The 18,253-nt window shown below is 63.9% G+C and carries 16 protein-coding genes; 3 read left to right on the top strand and 13 right to left on the bottom strand.

All coding sequences use genetic code 11. The features are described 5' to 3' along the window. Positions 1-112: 112 nt before the first annotated feature. From metG to AX756_RS17725, 5 genes are all read right to left on the bottom strand, one after another. Entirely contained in the window at positions 113-1,831 is a 1,719-nt protein-coding gene (gene metG / locus AX756_RS17745; RefSeq protein WP_068314734.1) for a methionine--tRNA ligase, read from the bottom strand. A 102-nt stretch (positions 1,832-1,933) separates the two neighbouring features. Continuing rightward, positions 1,934-2,560, bottom strand: coding sequence for an ImuA family protein (locus AX756_RS17740; protein WP_068314732.1), 627 nt, complete (start codon positions 2,558-2,560; stop codon positions 1,934-1,936). A gap of 108 nt (positions 2,561-2,668) precedes the next feature. Beyond that, on the bottom strand, positions 2,669-3,775 hold the full coding sequence (locus tag AX756_RS17735) for an AI-2E family transporter (RefSeq protein ID WP_082739173.1): 1,107 nt from the start codon (positions 3,773-3,775) through the stop codon (positions 2,669-2,671). Positions 3,776-3,954: 179 nt separating this feature from the next. After that, positions 3,955-4,704, bottom strand: a complete 750-nt coding sequence (pssA, locus tag AX756_RS17730) for a CDP-diacylglycerol--serine O-phosphatidyltransferase (protein ID WP_068314727.1) — start codon at positions 4,702-4,704, stop codon at positions 3,955-3,957. 3 nt (positions 4,705-4,707) lie between these two features. Next, on the bottom strand, positions 4,708-5,400 hold the full coding sequence (locus AX756_RS17725; protein WP_068314725.1) for a phosphatidylserine decarboxylase: 693 nt from the start codon (positions 5,398-5,400) through the stop codon (positions 4,708-4,710). Between the two features lie 473 nt (positions 5,401-5,873). Here AX756_RS17725 and AX756_RS25715 point away from each other — a divergent pair, with 473 nt between their 5' ends. Then, entirely contained in the window at positions 5,874-6,035 is a 162-nt protein-coding gene (locus tag AX756_RS25715; RefSeq protein ID WP_156461550.1) for a hypothetical protein, read from the top strand. A 42-nt stretch (positions 6,036-6,077) separates the two neighbouring features. Here the strand turns inward: AX756_RS25715 and AX756_RS17720 are convergent, their stop codons facing one another. From AX756_RS17720 to AX756_RS17685, 8 genes are all read right to left on the bottom strand, one after another. Then, positions 6,078-7,433 carry a pectinesterase family protein gene (locus AX756_RS17720; protein ID WP_068314724.1) on the bottom strand — a complete coding sequence of 452 codons (1,356 nt, stop codon included), beginning with the start codon at positions 7,431-7,433 and terminating at the stop codon, positions 6,078-6,080. Continuing rightward, complete coding sequence (locus AX756_RS17715; RefSeq protein ID WP_068314722.1) at positions 7,430-8,527, bottom strand: glycoside hydrolase family 88/105 protein; 1,098 nt, start codon at positions 8,525-8,527, stop codon at positions 7,430-7,432. The genes AX756_RS17720 and AX756_RS17715 overlap by 4 nt, the downstream gene beginning before the upstream one ends. Beyond that, positions 8,521-10,032: a polygalacturonase PglA gene (gene pglA, locus AX756_RS17710; RefSeq protein WP_068314721.1), complete on the bottom strand. Its 1,512-nt coding sequence runs from the start codon at positions 10,030-10,032 to the stop codon at positions 8,521-8,523. The genes AX756_RS17715 and pglA overlap by 7 nt, the downstream gene beginning before the upstream one ends. A 76-nt stretch (positions 10,033-10,108) precedes the next feature. Continuing rightward, positions 10,109-11,371 carry an ABC transporter substrate-binding protein gene (locus AX756_RS17705; protein ID WP_068314718.1) on the bottom strand — a complete coding sequence of 421 codons (1,263 nt, stop codon included), beginning with the start codon at positions 11,369-11,371 and terminating at the stop codon, positions 10,109-10,111. An 18-nt stretch (positions 11,372-11,389) separates the two neighbouring features. Next, complete coding sequence (locus AX756_RS17700; protein WP_068314715.1) at positions 11,390-12,520, bottom strand: ABC transporter ATP-binding protein; 1,131 nt, start codon at positions 12,518-12,520, stop codon at positions 11,390-11,392. Then, positions 12,520-13,428, bottom strand: coding sequence for a carbohydrate ABC transporter permease (locus tag AX756_RS17695; RefSeq protein ID WP_068314712.1), 909 nt, complete (start codon positions 13,426-13,428; stop codon positions 12,520-12,522). Before AX756_RS17695 ends, AX756_RS17700 begins: the two co-directional genes overlap by 1 nt. A gap of 5 nt (positions 13,429-13,433) precedes the next feature. Then, positions 13,434-14,318, bottom strand: a complete 885-nt coding sequence (locus AX756_RS17690; protein WP_068314710.1) for a carbohydrate ABC transporter permease — start codon at positions 14,316-14,318, stop codon at positions 13,434-13,436. Then, the gene (locus AX756_RS17685) at positions 14,318-15,712 is read right to left on the bottom strand and encodes a family 4 glycosyl hydrolase (RefSeq protein WP_068314708.1); all 1,395 of its coding nucleotides are present in this window, start codon (positions 15,710-15,712) and stop codon (positions 14,318-14,320) included. The genes AX756_RS17690 and AX756_RS17685 overlap by 1 nt, the downstream gene beginning before the upstream one ends. A gap of 152 nt (positions 15,713-15,864) precedes the next feature. On the opposite strand from AX756_RS17685, the gene AX756_RS17680 reads away from it, so the two are divergent. Then, positions 15,865-16,722, top strand: a complete 858-nt coding sequence (locus AX756_RS17680; protein WP_068314705.1) for a helix-turn-helix domain-containing protein — start codon at positions 15,865-15,867, stop codon at positions 16,720-16,722. 45 nt (positions 16,723-16,767) lie between these two features. After that, positions 16,768-18,174 carry a metal-dependent hydrolase family protein gene (locus AX756_RS17675; RefSeq protein WP_197431089.1) on the top strand — a complete coding sequence of 469 codons (1,407 nt, stop codon included), beginning with the start codon at positions 16,768-16,770 and terminating at the stop codon, positions 18,172-18,174. Positions 18,175-18,253: the final 79 nt, after the last annotated feature.

Raw genomic sequence — 18,253 nt, 5'->3', positions numbered from 1 at the left:
CAGACAGCTCGTCCATCACACTCCCGGAACATAGCCCGGGGAGAGCGCTCTCAAGAGTGCGGGGGGCAAAGCCCCCCGTCAACATCCGCAAGCCGCTCGAAGCCGTTCCTGTTCAGGTCCGAACGCCCGAGAATTTCTCGGCCCAGGCCTCCCGATCCTCGTCCTGGATCTTGGCAAAGAGCGTGTCCGGCACGGCAAAGCCATGACCGGCAGGAAGCATGGACAGCGCCTTTTCCATATCCTCGGGCCAGTCGGCTGCATCCGTGCGCAGCGCTTCGAGCAATGTTGCCGAAGCGTCGGGCAGGAAGGGCGCGGAGATCACCGCGTAGACGCGGATCAGGTTCAACGCCAGCCGGATATCGGCCGCCGCGCGATCGGGATCTGTCTTGAAGGAGGTCCAGGGGGCGGCTGTTTGCAGAAACTCGTTGCCGGCGACCCAGATCGCCCGCAGCTCGGCGGCCGCCTTGCGCACGTCGATGGCGTCCATATGCCCGGCATAGGCCTTCAGACGGGCATCGAGATCGGCCACCAGCTTCTGGCCCTCCTCGGTCAGCTCGCCGCCCGCGGGGATCTCCTCGCCGAATTTCGCACGGCAGAACTTGGTGACGCGCGAGACGAAGTTGCCCAGGACGTCGGCCAGGTCCTTGTTCACGCCGCCCTGGAACTTCTCCCAGGTGAATTCGCTGTCCGAGGTCTCGGGCGCGTTCGACAGAAGCCACCAGCGCCAGTAATCCGCCGGCAGGATCTCCAGCGCCTGGTCCATGAAGACGCCACGGCCCTGGCTGGTCGAGAACTGCCCGCCATCGTAGTTGAGGTAGTTGAAGGACTTGATGTAATCCACCAGCTTCCACGGTTCGCGCGAGCCCATGATCGTGGCCGGGAAGGAGAGCGTGTGGAAAGGCACGTTGTCCTTGCCCATGAATTGCACGTAGCGCACGTCTTCGGCGCCCGCGTCGGTCCGCCACCAGCGCTTCCAGTCGGCCTCTTCCAGCCCCTGCGCTTCCGCCCATTCGGCCGAGCAGGCGATGTATTCGATCGGCGCGTCGAACCAGACATAGAAGACCTTGCCCTCCATGCCGGGCCACTCCTCTTCGCCCTTCTTCACCGGGATCCCCCAGTTGAGGTCGCGGGTGATGCCCCGGTCGCGCAGCCCGTCACCGTCATGCAGCCATTTCTTGGCAATCGAGGTGGTCAGCACAGGCCAGTCGGACTTGCTGTCGATCCAGGCATCCAGCTCGTCCTTGAGCGCTGATTGGCGCAGGTAGAGGTGCTTGGTCTCGCGTACTTCGAGATCGGTCGAGCCGGAAATCGCGGAGCGCGGGTCGATCAGGTCGGTCGGGTCGAGCTGCTTGGTGCAGTTCTCGCACTGATCGCCGCGCGCCTTGTCATAGCCGCAGTTGGGGCAGGTGCCCTCGATGTAGCGGTCCGGCAGGAAGCGGCCATCGGCATGGGAATAGACCTGTTTTTCGCTGACTTCCTCGATGAAGCCGTTCTCGGCCAGCTTGCCGGCGAAATACTGCGTCAGGCGGTGGTTCTGCGGGCTGGAGGAGCGACCGAAATGGTCAAATGAAAGCCGGAAGCCCGCCGCCAGCTTGGCCTGGGTGCGGTGCATCTGCTGGCAATATTCGTCTACCGGCATCTCGGCCTTGGCTGCGGCAAGCTCGGCGGGCGTGCCATGCTCGTCGGTGGCGCACAGGAACAGCACCTCGTTGCCGCGGGCGCGCATGTAGCGGGCGAAAAGGTCTGCGGGCAGCTGGCTGCCGACGAGATTGCCCAGGTGCTTGATCCCGTTGATATAGGGAATGGCCGAGGTGATGAGAATGCGGGACATATGCTTAGCGGCTCCGTTTCGACTTGCGCGAGGCTTTAGCCGATGCGGGCGCGGAGTGCCAGCACAGCCTTGGCCGGGCGGCATATTGTCGGGCGGAACGGCTCAGGCGGGGGCAGGGCGCAGGCGCATCCGGTCATCCTGACCGCCGGGCCGTTCCTCCAGCTCCCAGCCCGCAGGCGGCGCGTTGCGGCTGCGGCGGCGCTCCAGCAACCAGCGGCTCTGCCCCTTGCGGTGCCGGGGCAGCAGCGCCCAGCGGCTCTCCACCCCCGCCGCGCCGCCATCGCCCGGGGTGAGCAGAAGGCCAAGCGGCGCGGCGCGCCCGCCCGCGGCCTCGGCCCCGGTTTCGGCGGCCAGGTGCAGCCGTCGCACCGGCGTCAGCCCCGGTGGGCCGGGCAGGTCGGCTACCACCAGCGGAACCGCGCCGCTGCGCAGCGCCTCCTCCATGCACCACAGCAGATCCTCGGCCCGCTTCGGCCGCAGCAACAGCAGGCGGCCGGGGTCGAACCGCCCCGTCACCCCGTCGCCATTGAGCCATTCCGCCTGCCAGGCCGGCGCGATCCAGAGTACCGGCCCTTCCCGCGCCGCCGCCACCTCCAGCGCGAGCGTACGCCGCGCGGAGCCGCAGAACTCATGCGCGCGGGCAAGCGTCAGGGTCATCTCGCCCAGAACGGGCAGGGCGGGGCGGCCGGAATGGGGCGCGCGGGAGAGCAGGGCGGCATGGTGCGACATGCGAGCAATGTACTATGTTCGCTTTTTGTTCTCAATGGCGAATGGAACAGCCGAGCGGATTGCCGCGAAGCGCAGATCCATGATGCTGGTCGGAAACGGAAACCCGTCTCAGGCGACCTTCCTGTCAATGTCGGTTGCGTCCAGCCCGGCCGCGTCCCTGTGGCCCGCGAGGTCTGGCAGCCCCTTTTGCGACAAGAGGATCGCAATCGGGCGGAGGCGCGGGACATGGGAACAGATGATCATGATCGCAACCATGATCGGCACGGCGAGGAACATTCCCAACACGCCCCAGACCGCTGCCCAGAAGGCCAGCGACAGGATGATACCCAGAGAAGACAATTGCAGCGTGTTGCCAAGCAGCAGGGGCTCCAGCACCTGGCCGACCGTAAACTGGAGGGCACCGATGACCGACAGCAGCGCCAGGCCTGTGAATTGCTCGCCCGTCTGCACATAGCCGACGAGCGCGACAACGAGGGTGGCCACGATCGAGCCGATATTCGGGATGAAGTTCAGGATGAAGGTCAGCACGCCCATGGCGAAGGCCAGCTCCAGCCCGAGCAGCCGCATCATCAGGTAGACCAGCGCGCCGGTGATCGTGCTGATGGCCGCCTTGACGACGAGGTAGCGGTTCACCCGATGGACGATGGAGGAGAGGATCGCCTCGATGCGATGGGCGCGGGCCGGGTCGTCGAGCAGGTTTTCGAGCTTGTTCGAGAACCAGACCCGCTCCAGGAACAGAAAGCCGATGAACAGGATCACGAGCACCGTGCCGGAGGCCAGGTTGCCCGCCTGTCCGGCCACTGTCGCCAGCCACGGAGCGATTTTCACCTCCGACAGCCAGGAGAGCACGGCGGCCTCGGCATCGTCTCCGATCCAGCCGAAGATTTCGGCCACGGCTTCCCGGGCGGGGCCTGAATACTGAAGAACGGTGGAGACGACCACGTTGGTCTGCGTCAGCACGAGGACGGAGAGCGAGATCAGCACTGCCGCGATGAGAGACACCGCGAGAATGGAGGCCAGCAGAACCGAAAGCCTGGCCTGCCCGATGCGAAGCGTCTGCAGGTAGCCGATTGCGCCCGAAGTCAGCGAAAACAGCATCAGTGCGATCGAGAACGAGATGAGGATGAACTTCGCCTGCACCAGAAGGAACAGTATGACGGCAAATGCGATGATGCCCAGAAACCAGAGTTGGAGGCGATTCGGATCGCTGTGCATTGGGTGGTACTCTCGGCTGTTCTCCGGGCAGGCAGGCGTCCCGACATGATCTATATCCGTTCGCCAGAAAGGGCGCCCGGTTCAATCTAGATAGGCGTGCCGACGCAGGAGGGCAACCTGAGGGCACTGAAAGCAAGTGCCGTTACCAGCAGCTCCCAGCCTCAACCGGTCGTGTCTTGCTATCGGTCATTATGTCCTTTGCGAGCGGATTTGAGCCCCCAAAGGATGAAGCCGATATAGACGAATGTCAGCAGAGCAAGAGTCGCCCAGAGATATGTCAAAAGGGCGGATGCCAAAAGCACCGTGCCCAGCAGAACGAATTTCGTGTTCCGGCGGTCGATGACAATGTTCTTGAACGAATATGTCGGAATGCGACTGATCATCAACAAGCCGACAAGGCCGGTATAGGCAGCGATGATTGCGGGCGAGGCCAGGGGCAGATCGGAAATGGCAAAGGAGAGAACCATTGGCAGCAACACGAGCAATGCGCCCGCCGGAGCGGGGACGCCGACGAAGAAGTCGGAGGCCGATCCGTCGGTGTCCAGGCGGCTGCTGACATTGAACCGCGCCAGTCGCAAGACGCAACATATGCTGTAGCACAGGACCGCCAACCAACCCGCGCCGCGGAAATCGCTCAGTGTCCAGCTATGCAGGATCAGGACGGGCGCCACGCCGAAATTCAGAAAATCGGCAAGCGAGTCGAGCTCCGCGCCGATGGGCGTCTCAGCCCTCATCAGCCGCGCCAGCCGCCCATCCAGGCCGTCCAGCACGCAGGCTGCCAGAATGAGGCGGACAGCCATTTCATAGTTCCCTTCATAGCCAAAGCGGATGGCCGTCAGGCCCGCGCAAATGGCCACGATGGTCAGCAGGTTTGGCAATAGCTGAAAGACAGGAACGAATTTTCTCTTGTCGGTCGAGGACTCCGGCATCGTTCAGGCTTCTCGCGCCGAACGGGCCGGCTCTCCCGAGGTCAGATCGGCAAGAACCGTCTCCCCCGCGACCATGGTCTGCCCCAGGCTGACCATGGGATGCACGCCCTCCGGCAGGTAGACATCCAGGCGCGAGCCGAAGCGTATCAGCCCGAAGCGCTCACCGGTCTGGATCTCGTCCCCCTCGGAGGAGAAACAGACGATCCGCCGCGCAACCAAACCGGCGATCTGGACAACGGCGATCTGACGGCCATCCGCCATTTCGATGCACAGGCTGTTGCGCTCATTGTCGGCGCTGGCCTTGTCGAGCGAGGCATTGAGAAACTTGCCCGGCCGGTAGGCGATCGCGGCAATGCGGCCCGCGATGGGGGCCCGGTTCACATGGCAGTTGAAGACACTCATGAACACGCTCACGCGGGTCAGCGCCTCGTCCGACATGCCAAGCTCTGCGGGCGGAACGGCCTTTTCGATCAGTGAGACGATGCCGTCGGCCGGGCTGACGATCAAGCCGTCGCGGTCAGGCGTGGCCCGCACCGGATCGCGGAAGAAATAGTAGCACCAAATGGTCAGCCCGACCCCGATCCAGCCGAGGAAGGTGGAGATCAGGAACAAGGCTGCCGTAAGGGCAGCGAATATGGCGACAAACTTTCGCCCTTCGGGATGCATCGGCTTGAGGAATGTGTCGCGCATTTTCATCGAGGTGCCACCAGTTCAGGTCGTGTCATCGTGTCCTATCTCAATCGCGCCGGGAATCAAAACACAACACTGGCTTGGACTGCGTAAAACCGACACTCCCGGGACGTGAATGCAGGCAGTGGCGGCAACAGGTCCGCGCGGAAGCCGGGTCCGGACCAAGTTTTGGCGAGTGGCCGTCCTGTTCGCCGAGGCCGTCTTCGCGCGACTAGCCGCAAATGTCCGGTTTGTTCCCGCACCGTGGGAAGCCGGCGAAACAACATCCGAGCCGCTGCCCCCGCATGGCCGATATGCGCAGCCGCGTGCCTTGAAACCGTTCCCCGCGGGACCATTTCTATAACTATGCAACGTATAGTTATGGCCGGTGCGGTCGGGCGTCCCATCGTCCGAGCACACGCGCTCCGGGCTGACATCCATCCCCTCGGGAAACCCGCACTCACGCAGACGGCGCCCGACCAACAGAGAAGGAATTGCAAATGGGAACCCAGAAAGACGTGCTGTTTTCCGTCGTTTCTCGCCTCTTCACCCTGACCCTCTGGGTCGTCGCAGGCGGGATGCTCGTCCTGGGGGCAATCTCGATCCTTATATTCTTCGGCAATGTGGCGCTCGTCGCGGGTCGCTCTGTCATTGGAGTGTGAAGGGGTGCGTTCTCTGCCGCGAAAGGGGCCAGATCCGTGGCTTCAGCCGCTGTCGGTTGTGCAGTTCACCACCTGTAGCCAGGCATCCCGCGGGTCCAGATCGGCGTAATCAAGGTCGTTCTCTTCGAGCCACACGCCGAGACGGGACAGGAAATCCCCGGCATTTGCCTGCACCGGGCGATAGCGTGGAGACCATGCTCCGGCAGACCAGTCATCCCAGGGGGAATCGGTTGGAATATGCGGTCCGATTGAGGAGTTCTGGACCCTGCATTTTCCGACGGCTTCAAGGCATCGCCGGCTGATCCGGCCGACGGGCGTTGCGGAGCAGTTCACATCGGCGATCCGGCTGACATGGCTCGAAGGGGTCGGGGCCGGATAAGGCGTCGCGCGAACGTCTTCGAACCACTGCCGGCCGAGAAAACTCGTCCCGTTTCGTCCCGCTTCCGAGTCGTCATGCGTGAAGCGGCACCGGTCGAAGACGAAACCGTGGGGCATCCACAGGTTCGTACTCGGTGCGACTGCCCAGCTTCTTGCGCCGCGCTGGCCGCGTGACCGGATCTCGCAGCGTTCGAAAAAGCCCGTCGCCCCGCCGAAGATGAAATCCACATCGCCCGTGATCATGCAGCCGGAAACGTGGCTGCGCCCGATACCCCGGGCCGGCGCTTGCAGGTAGAGCGTGTCCTGATAGCTTTCGAGGTGCAGCGCATGCAGTTGAACCCGGTCGGCGCCGGCGACATGGCAGGCAACGGCCTGGTGCTGGCCTTGCGCGTACCGTCCTGCGACATCCGGTTCGGCAGCCTGCGGCGCAGCCTCAGCCCGGTCGCAGGCGTAATCGTTCCGGATCGTCATGCCGGCGACGATGGTATCGTCCCTCTCGATCCGCAGGACGGCCGAATGGCCGGTCGTGATCCGCTCCCGTGCCGCGATGCGCGCGAAATGCGCGCGGATCGCGGGATGCGCCGTGGCGAAGCCCGCGCCAAAGCGCTGTTTATACTCGCGGCCGGGCATCTGCGCGTCGATCCGCGCGGCCAGCGTCACGGTCGCGCGGCCTGCGCCGAGAAGCGCCAGGGGCGGGCTTTCGGCCGGAAGGAAAACCGGGCCTTCATAGAAACCGGGCATAACCCGGATCACCCGTCGCCAATCTGCTTGCGTCCCCGTGCCGTCCAGAAGGGCGCGGTCGATGGCGGCCTGAAGCGTGCGAAAGCGGCGCGGAGGGTCTTCTGGCACCTCGCTGTCCACGATGTAGTCGGAATCGGTGGGTGGCCCGGACGGCACGGGTTCCCAGGGATCGGCAAGTGCCACGCCCCTAGGACCCGAGCCGGACAGCACGTCTTCACGCGAAACCGGGCGCGGCGGCCCAGCCGTTGCATTCGCCGGCCAGTCCGGGAAGCGGCTCATCGGCTGGCGCGCAGCGGTGTCCGGCTCTCTTCCCGTTCCAACGCGCTGGCCGCCGCCATCATCAGCGGCCCGACGCCCTTGGCATCGTCGGCCACTCGCCGTTCGGAAAGGTAGTATTCGGCCGATCCGTCCCGGAAACGGTCTTCGAACATGCCCAGCCCGGCAACCTCGCAAATCTCCACGAATTCCAGTCCGCCAGCCTGCGCCGGCCGCAGGGTCTTTTCGGTGAGCAGCTCGAACAGCCCCTCTGGCACTCCGTTGGAGAGCCCGAGCGCGTCGCCACGTAGCAGGGCGTATATGAACATGGCCGAGGCCGAGCTCTCTTCGTAATTCCCGGCGAGATCGGGGCGGTCGATGACCTGAAGCCAGAGCCCGCCCGGCTGGCGCAATTCGGCGATCCGGTCGAGCAGGGCGCGCGTGCGCGCTTGCAGCGGGGCAAACCGCTCCGGCCCCACAAGCTCGGCGATATCGACCAGAGCCATGGCGAGCCAGCCGAGGGCGCGCGCCCAGTGCGCGCGGGAATGGCCGGTCTCGGGGTTGGCCCAGGGCTGCTTGCGCGCCTCGTCGACCGCGTGGGCATAGAGGCCGCTGGCGGGCACGTATGTCATGTCGAGCGCCGTGCCAACCTGCGTCAGCGCATCGGCAAGCAGGGCATCGTCGCCGACGCGCAGGCCGTAGCCGATCTGGAACGGCGCGCCCATGTAGATCCCGTCGAGCCAGACCTGCCAAGGATAGCGGAGCTTGTGCCAGTAGACGCCCGAGCGGGTGCGCGGCTGGGAGACAAGCTGTCCGGCCAACAGGGCGGCGGCGTCGAGATACCGCTGCTCGTCGGTGATCTCGTGCAGGTAGAGCAGGGCGCGGCCCGGCAGGACATTGTCGATATTGTACGCGTTGGGATCGTAGCCCGCGAGCGCGGGGCCGTCCTCCATCCGGGCATCGACCATCCGCACGAGGTGCACGCGCCAGCGTGGCTCGCCCGTGGCCCGGTGGAGGCATTCGAGTCCGCGATAGATGCATCCGTCCTCGTAGCACCATGCCCCGTTCTTGTAAGGCTCGTAGCGCCCCAGATAGGTTTCGAAATACGTCATCAGCATGGGGCCACATCCTCGTCTTCGGTGAAGCAGGTTACGGTGCCGGAAACCTCGGCATTCTCGGCGAGCAGGCCGCCGTGGCGCACCGCTTCGACGCCGAGCGCCATCAGCGGCACATCGGCAATTGCATCGGGCCGATAGGAGACCCGGAAATCCTGCAGCCGTACGGCCTCGATGGGCGCCTCCGGCAGGCCAAGCACGGCCGCCGCCGCGAGCGAGACGCCATGGGCGCAAACGTTCGAGAGCGTGATCCCGCGCAGGACCGGGGTCGTTTCATCGACAGGGGCGGGGGCGCGGTTCTGCACCCAGTCCTCCTTGCCGTCGGGATCGCAGAAATAGAAGCCGTTGATCGCGAGCGGGGTCGGCACGTCCCACATCTCTACATTGCGCATGTGCACGCCCTCGATCGCGCCGCCGCGTCCGCGCCGCGTCTTGAGCCGAAGCCCGCGATCGGTGGCGTTAAAGGCGCAATCGGCGATCTCTACATCGTAGATCCCGCCCGACATTTCGGAGCCGAGCACCACCGCGCCGTGGCCGCGCTGCATACGGCAGTGCGAGATGCGCACGTCGCGGGTCGGTGAGAGGTGATCGGTCTGCCCGGGTGCGCGCTTGCCGGCCTTGATGGCGATGCAATCGTCCCCAACGGAGAAATCGACACCCGTGATTTCGACCGCCTCGCAGCTTTCCGGGTTGAAGCCATCGGTATTGGGGCTGTCGGGCGGGTTCTCGATCCTCAGGGCGGAGGCATGAAGCTGCCGGCAGCCATAGGGATGTAGGGTCCAAGAGGGCGAGTTGCGGATGGTGAGGCCGGTCAGGCGCACCCCGTTGCAATGGGCGAGGTGGAGCGTGCGCGGGCGCCGGGCGCCGTCGCGGCGCTCCTTCGCCCAGTGCCACCAGTCGCCGCGATCGCCACCGCCGTCGATTACGCCTCGCCCGGTGATGGCGAGGCCGTAGCAGTCGATGGCGGTAAGAAGGGCCGCGAAACAGGGCTCCGGCAGGCCCTCCCAGGTGCCCAGTACGCGTCCATCCGCTGTCCGTTCGGGCAGGATCGGCCAGCCTGTGCGGTCCGCCTTGGCAGCAAGCTCGGCCCCTTCTGCCAGGTGAAGGGTCATCTGCGGTTTCAGGAAGACCGGCCCGCTCGTATACCGGCCGGGGGTGAGCCGTAGTGTGCCGCCCGTTGGAACTGCGGCGATTGCGCGGCCGAGGGCCTCGGCGTTGTCGGGGCTCTGCGTGTCGACACCGAAATCCGTTGCGTCGATCAGCCCCGTGCAGGGGAGCGTCCGCAGGTCGAGACCGCCGATATCGGTCTCCAGCCGGTAGGCGCTATCGGGCTCCAATCCTTCGAGAAAGAGAGGGACGACGCGCGCCTCTCCGCGTGCCACCGGTTCGCCAGCCGCATCCCGGAGCGTCCACGAGGTTGGCGCGGGCAGCGCGAAGCGCGTGCCTTCGGGGGCGACGAGGAGGGAGAGGGTTCTCGCGGTTGCTGCGAGAACGCGGAGGCCGGCCATGGGGGTATCCGTTTGAAATCAGGGGGAGTGCCGGGCCTGAAATGGCCCGGCATCCGGAGTGGTGGTGGTCGTCAGGTCAGGACTTGATGTCCTCGAGGGCTTCCTCGATCGCGTAAATCATCTCGTCTGCTGCGGCGGCGGCATCGACCTCGCCATAGGCGAAGAGTTCGAGGTTATCCTGCAGCGCCGAGCGTACATCGGGGAATTCCATCATCGGGTGGATCCCCGGCCCCTCGGCGTCGATCACGCGGGCTTGGGCCTCGATCTGGATCGGCTTGATCGCATCTGCATCGAGAAGCTGCTGGCGGGCGACCTTGGAGGCGGGCACGCCACGGGTGGAGCCGAGCGCGGCCACGCCCTCGGGCTCGTTCAGCAGGCAGTTGACGATCTGGGCGGCGGCGTCCTTGTTCTCGGAATTCTTCGAGATCGAGAACACCATCGAGGCCTTGCGATAGATGCCCGGCGTCTTCTGGCCGTCCTGGCTCAGCAGGTCGACATAGGCCAGCTCCTGGCCTTCCTGAAGCGGGTCGGAAATCTTGAAATAGGTCGAATCCCACTGGTAGGTGCCGCCGATCTTGCCCGCGGCCCAGTTCGGGTTTTCATGCAGCGGCACGTTGCCGGCCGCGGCGACCTTTTTCCACGGGATGATGACGTGGTTGTCGACCAGCGTCTTGTAGAACTCGATCGCGTCGATCAGCTCATCCTTGGTCCAGGCGATCTCGTTGGTGGCCGGGTCGATGAGCGGCTTGCCGGTCTTCTGGGTGCCGTAAAGCGTGATGATCAGCGAGGCGTCGAGCGCGGCGGCCTCGAAGGGGTAGTAATCCTCGCCCAGCTTCTCGGCAAAGACGGGACCGGCGGCGATCAGGTCGTCCCAGGTCTTGGGCAGGTCAAGCCCGGCCTTGTCCCAGGTGGTCTTGTTGAACACGAAGAGGCGGCCGGTGGTTGAAACGGGCAGCCCGTTCAGCTTGCCGGCCATGGAGCCCGCCGCGATCTGCGCGGCATCCCAGTTCGACAGGTCGATGATGCCGGACAGCTCGTTGAGATCCGCCAGGCCGTCGCCCTTTGCCGAGTAGAGCGACAGCCACGGCCAGTTGACCTGCATGATGTCGGCCTCGGTGCCGCCGGCGATCTGGGTGGTCAGCTTTTCGAAATGGCCCGACCAGCCGGTGAATTCGGGGCTGATCGTGTGGCCGTATTTCTCGCCACAGGCCTTCAGGGCCTCCTGCGTGGCAAGGTGACGGCTGTCACCGCCCCACCAGCTCATCCGCAGATCGGCCGCATTGGCGGCGCTTGCAAGCGCGGTGGTGGCGAGCGCGAGGCTCAGGATGTTCAGTTTCATGTTCTTCCTCCCTTGAACTCAGTTGGACCCGTGGCCGATCGAGACATTCTGGCCCGTATCGGCATCGAAAAGATGGACATGGCCCCCCGCGGGCCGCAGCTCGACGCGGTCGCCACGCGCGAAATGCGTATCGAAGCGGTCCGTGGGCACGACGGCGACGAGCTGTGCGTCGCCCAGCCGGGCGTGCAGGTTGATCTCGTGCCCCATGAATTCGATATGGCTGATCGTGGCGGTAAAGGCGCCCTCGGTTCCGGGTGCCACGACATGGAGCTGTTGCGGCCGGATGCCGAAGGTTACCGGCCCGTCGCCGGTGTTGATCCGGTGGGCGAGCCCCTCGGCCACGGTGATGGTCTGGCCGTCGGCGGTCAGGCTTGGCGTGTCGCCGTCGTGGCTCAGTACGGCGGGAAAGAGGTTCATTTCCGGCATGCCGATGAAGCCGGCGACGAAGGCGTTCGCGGGGCGCTCGTAGAGCGTCTCGGGATCCGCGACCTGCATGATATAGCCGTCCTTCATCACGCAGATCCGGTCGCCCATCGTCATCGCCTCGACCTGGTCATGGGTGACATAGACCACCGTGGCGGGCCGCCCCTCCTTGCGCAGGCGCTGGTGCAGGTCGGTGATCCGCACCCGCATCGAGGCGCGCAGCTTGGCGTCGAGGTTGGAAAGCGGCTCGTCGAAGAGGAACACCTCGGGCTGCTTGATGAGCGCGCGGCCGAGCGCCACCCGCTGTGCCTGACCGCCCGAGAGCTGCTTGGGAAGCCGGTCGAGCAGTTCCTCGATCTCCAGCACGCCGGAGACTTCGTTGGTCGCGGACTCGATCTGGTCCTTGGGCGTGCGGCGCAGTTGCAGGCCGAAGCCGAGGTTCCGGCGTACCTTCATATGCGGGTAGAGCGCGTAGTTCTGGAACACCATGGCAATGCCGCGCTTGCCGGGCACGAGGTCGTTGACCACCCGGTCGCCGATGAGGACCTCGCCGCCGGTGATGGTCTCCAGCCCGGCGATCATCCGAAGCGTGGTCGACTTGGCGCAGCCGGAGGGGCCGACCAGCACCATGAACTCGCCTTCCTTGACCTCGAGGTCGATGCCGTGAACCGCCTTGAACCCGTTACCATAGGTTTTCACGACCGATTTGAGTTGCAGTTCAGCCATCAGCCTTTGACTCCTCCCGACGAGATGCCCTCGATGAAATATTTCTGGGCCATGAAGAACACGATCAGCGAAGGTGTGAGGGTGAGCACCGACATCGCGAGGATCTGGTTCCAGTTGAAGGCCTCGGTCGTGTCGATGGACAGCTTGAGCGCCAGGCTCACCGGGTAGTTTTCGACCGAGGAGATGTAGATCAGCGGCCCGAGGAAATCGTTCATGGTCCACATGAACTGGAACAGGCAGACCGAGATGATCGCGGGCGCCAGCATCGGCACGACGATGTAGATCAGCGTCTGCAGCGTGCTCGCGCCGTCGACACGGGCGGCCTCTTCCATGTCGCGCGGGATGGCGCGCAGGAACTGGATCACCATGAAGACGAAGAAGGCGTCGCCCGCGAAGGCCGAGGGCACCCAGAGCGGCAGGAAGCTGTCGAGCCAGCCAAGCTCCCGGAACAGCAGGTATTGCGGGATGCGGGTCACCACGTTGGGCAGCAGCAGCGTCGCGATCACGGTGACAAAGAGGATCTTCTTGCCGGGAAAATCGAAGCGCGCAAAGCCATAGGCGACCAGCGTGCAGGAGATCGCGGTGCCGATCACCTTTGGCAGGACGATCCAGAGCGAATTGAGGAAGAAATGCCCGAACGTGTAGGGCGTGGAGGTCTTCCAGCCGTCGATATACCCCTGCAGCGTCGGCTCGTTCGGCCAGAAACCGGCGGAGGAGAACATCTCCGCATTTGTCTTGAAGGAGGCGCCGATCATCCAGATCAGCGGGTAGATCATGATCAGCCCGACGACGGTCAGCAACCCGTAGCGCAGGGTGGCCGAGATCCGGCGCTGGCGGCGCAGCTTGACCTCGATTTCCGTGGGTGGAACCGCGGCGGCCTGGACGTTGACTTCGGAAATATGTGCCATGTCGATCAGCTCCGCTTGTCGCCGGCGTAATAGACCCATTTCTTCGACGACCAGAAGGCGATCAGGGTCAGAACCATGATGATGGAGAAGAGCACCCAGGCGATGGCCGAGGCGTAGCCCATGTCGAAACTCTTGAAGGCTTCGTCATAGATGTAGAGCGGCAGCAGGTAGGTCGATTTCAGCGGCCCGCCCTGGGTGATGATGTAGGGACCGTTGAACTCCTGGAAGGCCTGCACGGTCTGCATGATCAGGTTGAAGAAGATCACCGGCGTGATCAGCGGCAGCGTCACGTGGCGGAAGATATTCCAGGGGCCGGCGCCGTCGATGGCCGCGGCCTCGTAGAGCGACTTGTCGACCGATTGCAGCGCGGCGAGGAAGATCACCATCGCCGAGCCGAACTGCCAGCAGCGCAGCAGCGTGATGGTGAAGAGCGCGTTCGCGGGCTCGCCGAACCAGTTGATCGGATCGCCGCCAAATCCCTCGATCATCATGTTCACCAGCCCGGTATCGGCGAAGATGTAGCGCCACAGCACGGCGATGGCGATCGAGCCGCCGAGGATCGAGGGTACGTAATAGGCGGTCCGGAACAGGTTGATCGCCTTCAGCCGGTAATTCAGCACCACCGCGATGAAGAGCGCGAAGGTGAGCTTCAGCGGCACGGTGGTGAAGACATAGATCAGCGTCACCTTCAGCGACTTGTCGAAGGTGCGGTCGCGGGTGAAGAGCTTCTCGTAATTCTTCGTGCCGACCCATTCGGGGCGCGAGAGCAGGTCGTAATCGGTGAAGCTCAGAAAGAACGAGGCCACGAAGGGGAAGGCCGTAAAGAGCAGCAGCCCGATCACGTAGGGCGCCACGTACCACAGGCCGAGATACTTGCTGTCTCCACCCATCAGGCAGCTCCTTTCATTTCATCCGGCAGGACATGGGCTGTCGCCGCTAGCATCTGTGCGAACATCGCCCGGGCCGCGCTGTCTGGCAAAGGTGCGACCAGCGGATCCTCGCGGAACAGCGGGAAGAGCGCCGCGTGATCGCATTCCAGCACGGCCCGCAGAAGCGCATCCTGTCGGCTGGCATGTTCCCGCACCAGCGCGGCGAGCGCCTTGGGCAGATGTCCGGCACAGAGCGGCTCCACGCCCCGGCGGGAAAAGACCGCGTTGGTCTCCACGATCGTGCCTTCGGGCAGGTCGGCCATCTGGCCGCGATTGGGCAGGTTCACGTTGCCGATATGCATTTCGCCCCCCATCAGCGCCACGATCTGCTCGATCAACGCCTCGTCGGAACGATGGGCCTCGGGAGCAATCTCGCCCGCACGCAGCGCTTCGGCCCGTTGCCGTTTCTGCTCCCGGTCCCGGATACGGTAATCGACCGGGGTCAGGGTGAACCCCCAGTGTTCCGGATCGTGCAGGTATTCGGCCACTGGCAGGAACTCGGCCAGATGCCGGTCGCCGGCGGCGGCGGGAATGCCGAAGCGGCGGAAGAGGTCGAAGGCGACGAGGTTGCGTGTGCCGAAATAGGTCGCGTGCTCGGCATCCCTGCCGGGTTCGGTCTGTGCCCAGCCGCTCTGCATATGCGCCCCGACGAACTCCTCGTAGGCCGGCATCATGTCCCGGCCGTCGAGCGATATCCGGTTCACGAAGGTGAAATGGTTGATCCCCAGCACGTCCACGTGGACATCACGGTGGCTGTAACGTTCCTCGCCCGTCTGTTCGTTGGCGATATGGGCGATCTGCCGGCGGATCTTGGTGACCTCGTGGCATTCGCCCCAGGCGCGGATGCCGGGAAAGACCGCGTGCAATGTGCCGGTCAGCACGCTCATCGGGTTGGTCAGGTTGCAGACGAAGGCGTTCGGGGCATGCGCGCGGATAGCGCGGGCAATCTCGGCCAGCATCGGGATCGCGCGCAGGGCACGGACGAAGCCGCCCGGGCCGACCGTATCGCCCACGGCCTGCGGGATGCCGAAAGCGGCGGGAATGGCGATGTCCTGCGCCATGTCCTCGAAACTGCCGGGCAGGATCGATATAACCACGACATCCGCCCCGTCCAGCGCCTCGGCGAGCGTCCGGCAGGCGGTATAGGTCGCGGCGCGGCCACGGGAGACGGCCGCGTGGCGCGTCCCGATCTCGGTGTTCCGGCAGGCGGCCGCGTGGTCTATGTCGTAAAGCCGGACCTCGGCGGCGAGCTGCCGGTCAAAGGCCAGGTCGGCCATGAGCCCTGTCGCCCAGTTGAGCGAGCCACCACCGACAAAGGCGATGCGGACAGGAATTTTCTGATCGGAATCGTCCATTTAACTGGTGGCCGAAGCTCTGACCTGCGGCCAGAACTCGATCCTCCCCTCCCATTTGCGTGCAAATTCCCCCTCCAGAAGGAAAATTGCACCGTTCCAAGAAGCCTACTATGCTAGTTTGGGGTTCAAAATAGTGCTAATCTGACAAAAGAATGGACAAAATCGAACATTCCCCTTTGAGCCACATCCCCGTGGGCTCGCTGTCGCTTCGTCTGGCGCGCTCCACCATCCGGATGCAGCACGATGCGGGCTGGAAAATCGACAAGCTCAACCCGGTGCATGACCTGATCATCTGCCTGTCCGGTCAGATCAGCTACCAGGTCGGCAATGCCGCCGAGCCGGTCCTGCTCACCCCCGGCGACGGGATGCTGATCCCCGCGCTGACGCGGTTTCGGGGCGTGAATGCGGGCGACGGGCCCATTGTCGGGATCGCGCAGCATTTCACGCTGGAATTCTTCCGCCAGGGCGACCTGATCCGGCAGATGGCGCTTCGACCGGTGGTCCGTATGCCGGACTGGGAGGTGCTGGAACCGCTGATCCGGCATTTCCGGCAGAATGCACCGAGGGACCGGACGACGCTTGCGCAGCACCACCAGTTCATGGTGCTGCTGCTGGCCTATCTCGAAGAGGCTTTCGTGGAATGGCAGGTGGAGCGGTCCGTTCCGGAGAGCAAGGATCACCTGTCGATGCAGATCATGCTCGTTGCCTCAAGGCTCTCCGCCGATCCGCTGGGGGCCGGCGTCGAGGAGGCGCTCGCGGCGGTGCCGTATAACGGAGACTATTTCCGCCGCGCCTTCAAGGAGAGGATCGGTCTGACACCGCAGAAATACCGCGAGCTGAAACGCATGGAATTCGCCGCAAACCGGCTGGGGCAGGGGCTCTCGGTCAAACTGGTCGCGGCGGAGCTTGGCTATGCGGATCCCTATTTCTTCAGCCGCATGTTCAAACGCTATCTTGGCGCAAGCCCATCGACCTATCGCGGCCGGCCTTCCCGCGACGGGGAGGGGTGAAACATCCAGGGACCCGGGGATTATTTCTGGTGGGGTCAGGTTCGGATGGTTACGGTTGAAGCATGTTCCGAATGGTTTTTTCGAGGTACCAAAATGAAAGCACAACTCGCATCCAGGCTTTGGCTCGTACTGGGGTGCTCGCTGTCCGTTTGCTCCGCTCAGGCGCAGTCGGAAGACATGGGGACAGATGGCACGCCCAATGCCATTCTGATCCGGGGGGCAAAAGTATTCACAGGCTGTTCGCCTGACTTGCTGGAGGGACAGGACGTGTTCGTCGCGGGAAACATGATTTCCCGCATCGGACCGGATCTCGATCCGCCTGAATTCGCGACTATCATTGAAGCCGACGGACGGGTGCTGATGCCCGGACTCATCGACGCCCACTGGCATGGTGTCTTCGCGACAGCGACGATTGCCAAGCTCATGTCAACCAACGAAGGCTATTGGAGTCTTCAGACGGCCGCTGCGCAGCGCGACACGCTCTATCGCGGTTTTACGACCGTGCGCGATACGGCGGGACCGATGTTCGACATCGCCCGCGCCACGGATGAAGGTCTGATTGAAGGGCCAAGGGTCTTTCCCTCTGGACCCGCCATTTCGCAAACAGCGGGCCATATGGATTTCCGCACGACGAAGGACGTGCCTGCCACGCCGGACAAGCTGAACCCGTTCGAGACCTCCGATATGTTCTACATCGCGGATGGCATTCCCGAGGTGCTCAAGCGTGTTCGCGAAAACCTGATGCAGGGCGCGACACAGATCAAGCTGATGGCCGGTGGTGGCGTCACGTCGAGCTATGACCCGATCCACACGATTCAATACACCAAGGCCGAACTAGAGGCGGCGGTTGAGCAGGCAGAGAACTGGGGCACCTACGTTCTGACCCACGCCATCAACGACGAGGCGGTGAACCATTCCATTGATGCCGGGGTGAAAAGCGTCGAGCATGGCCACATGTCGACACGCGAGACCCTCCAGCGCTTCGTTGAAGAAGACGTGTGGCTCAGCATGCAACCCTTCCTTGACGACGAGGATGCCCCGGCGCTGAACGACTTCCAGAAAGCAAAGTACAAGTTCGTGACCGACGGCACCGATTTCGTGTACCGAACGGCGAAGGAGCTTGGCGTCAAGATCGCTTTTGGCACGGACACCCTGTTCAGCGCCGATCTGGCCAGCCGTCAGGGCGCGCAACTTGCCAAATTGCAGAATTGGTTCACGCCCTATGAAGCCCTGAAGATGGCTACCTGCGACAATGCCGAGTTGCTGGCGCTTTCAGGTGCCCTGACGCCTTATCCGAACGGACCGCTGGGAGTGATCGAAGAGGGAGCCTATGCGGACATGATCCTCGTCGATGGCAACCCCTTGGAAGATCTCGATCTCGTCAGCGATCCCATCGGGAATTTCGACGTCATCATGAAAGACGGTGTTATCTACAAGAACACACTTGAATAACGGGTGATCTCGGCGGCGAAGGTTCTTGCGTCCTTGTGCCGTCACGGCCCGAGGCCAAATGCAAACGGGCGCCCCGGTG

It is taken from the genome of Aliiruegeria sabulilitoris (assembly GCF_001558155.1).
Classification (GTDB): Bacteria; Pseudomonadota; Alphaproteobacteria; order Rhodobacterales; family Rhodobacteraceae; genus Tropicimonas; species Tropicimonas sabulilitoris.
This window is presented reverse-complemented; position numbering and strand designations above follow the sequence as displayed.

Excerpts from the sequence above, each read along its gene's own strand:
- metG (WP_068314734.1), bottom strand. The coding sequence starts at position 1,831 with ATGTCCCGCATTCTCATCACCTCGGCCATTCCCTATATCAACGGGATC.
- AX756_RS17740 (WP_068314732.1), bottom strand. The coding sequence starts at position 2,560 with ATGTCGCACCATGCCGCCCTGCTCTCCCGCGCGCCCCATTCCGGCCGC.
- AX756_RS17735 (WP_082739173.1), bottom strand. The coding sequence starts at position 3,775 with ATGCACAGCGATCCGAATCGCCTCCAACTCTGGTTTCTGGGCATCATC.
- pssA (WP_068314727.1), bottom strand. The coding sequence starts at position 4,704 with ATGCCGGAGTCCTCGACCGACAAGAGAAAATTCGTTCCTGTCTTTCAG.
- AX756_RS17725 (WP_068314725.1), bottom strand. The coding sequence starts at position 5,400 with ATGAAAATGCGCGACACATTCCTCAAGCCGATGCATCCCGAAGGGCGA.
- AX756_RS25715 (WP_156461550.1), top strand. The coding sequence starts at position 5,874 with ATGGGAACCCAGAAAGACGTGCTGTTTTCCGTCGTTTCTCGCCTCTTC.
- AX756_RS17720 (WP_068314724.1), bottom strand. The coding sequence starts at position 7,433 with ATGAGCCGCTTCCCGGACTGGCCGGCGAATGCAACGGCTGGGCCGCCG.
- AX756_RS17715 (WP_068314722.1), bottom strand. The coding sequence starts at position 8,527 with ATGCTGATGACGTATTTCGAAACCTATCTGGGGCGCTACGAGCCTTAC.
- pglA (WP_068314721.1), bottom strand. The coding sequence starts at position 10,032 with ATGGCCGGCCTCCGCGTTCTCGCAGCAACCGCGAGAACCCTCTCCCTC.
- AX756_RS17705 (WP_068314718.1), bottom strand. The coding sequence starts at position 11,371 with ATGAAACTGAACATCCTGAGCCTCGCGCTCGCCACCACCGCGCTTGCA.
- AX756_RS17700 (WP_068314715.1), bottom strand. The coding sequence starts at position 12,520 with ATGGCTGAACTGCAACTCAAATCGGTCGTGAAAACCTATGGTAACGGG.
- AX756_RS17695 (WP_068314712.1), bottom strand. The coding sequence starts at position 13,428 with ATGGCACATATTTCCGAAGTCAACGTCCAGGCCGCCGCGGTTCCACCC.
- AX756_RS17690 (WP_068314710.1), bottom strand. The coding sequence starts at position 14,318 with ATGGGTGGAGACAGCAAGTATCTCGGCCTGTGGTACGTGGCGCCCTAC.
- AX756_RS17685 (WP_068314708.1), bottom strand. The coding sequence starts at position 15,712 with ATGGACGATTCCGATCAGAAAATTCCTGTCCGCATCGCCTTTGTCGGT.
- AX756_RS17680 (WP_068314705.1), top strand. The coding sequence starts at position 15,865 with ATGGACAAAATCGAACATTCCCCTTTGAGCCACATCCCCGTGGGCTCG.
- AX756_RS17675 (WP_197431089.1), top strand. The coding sequence starts at position 16,768 with ATGGTTACGGTTGAAGCATGTTCCGAATGGTTTTTTCGAGGTACCAAA.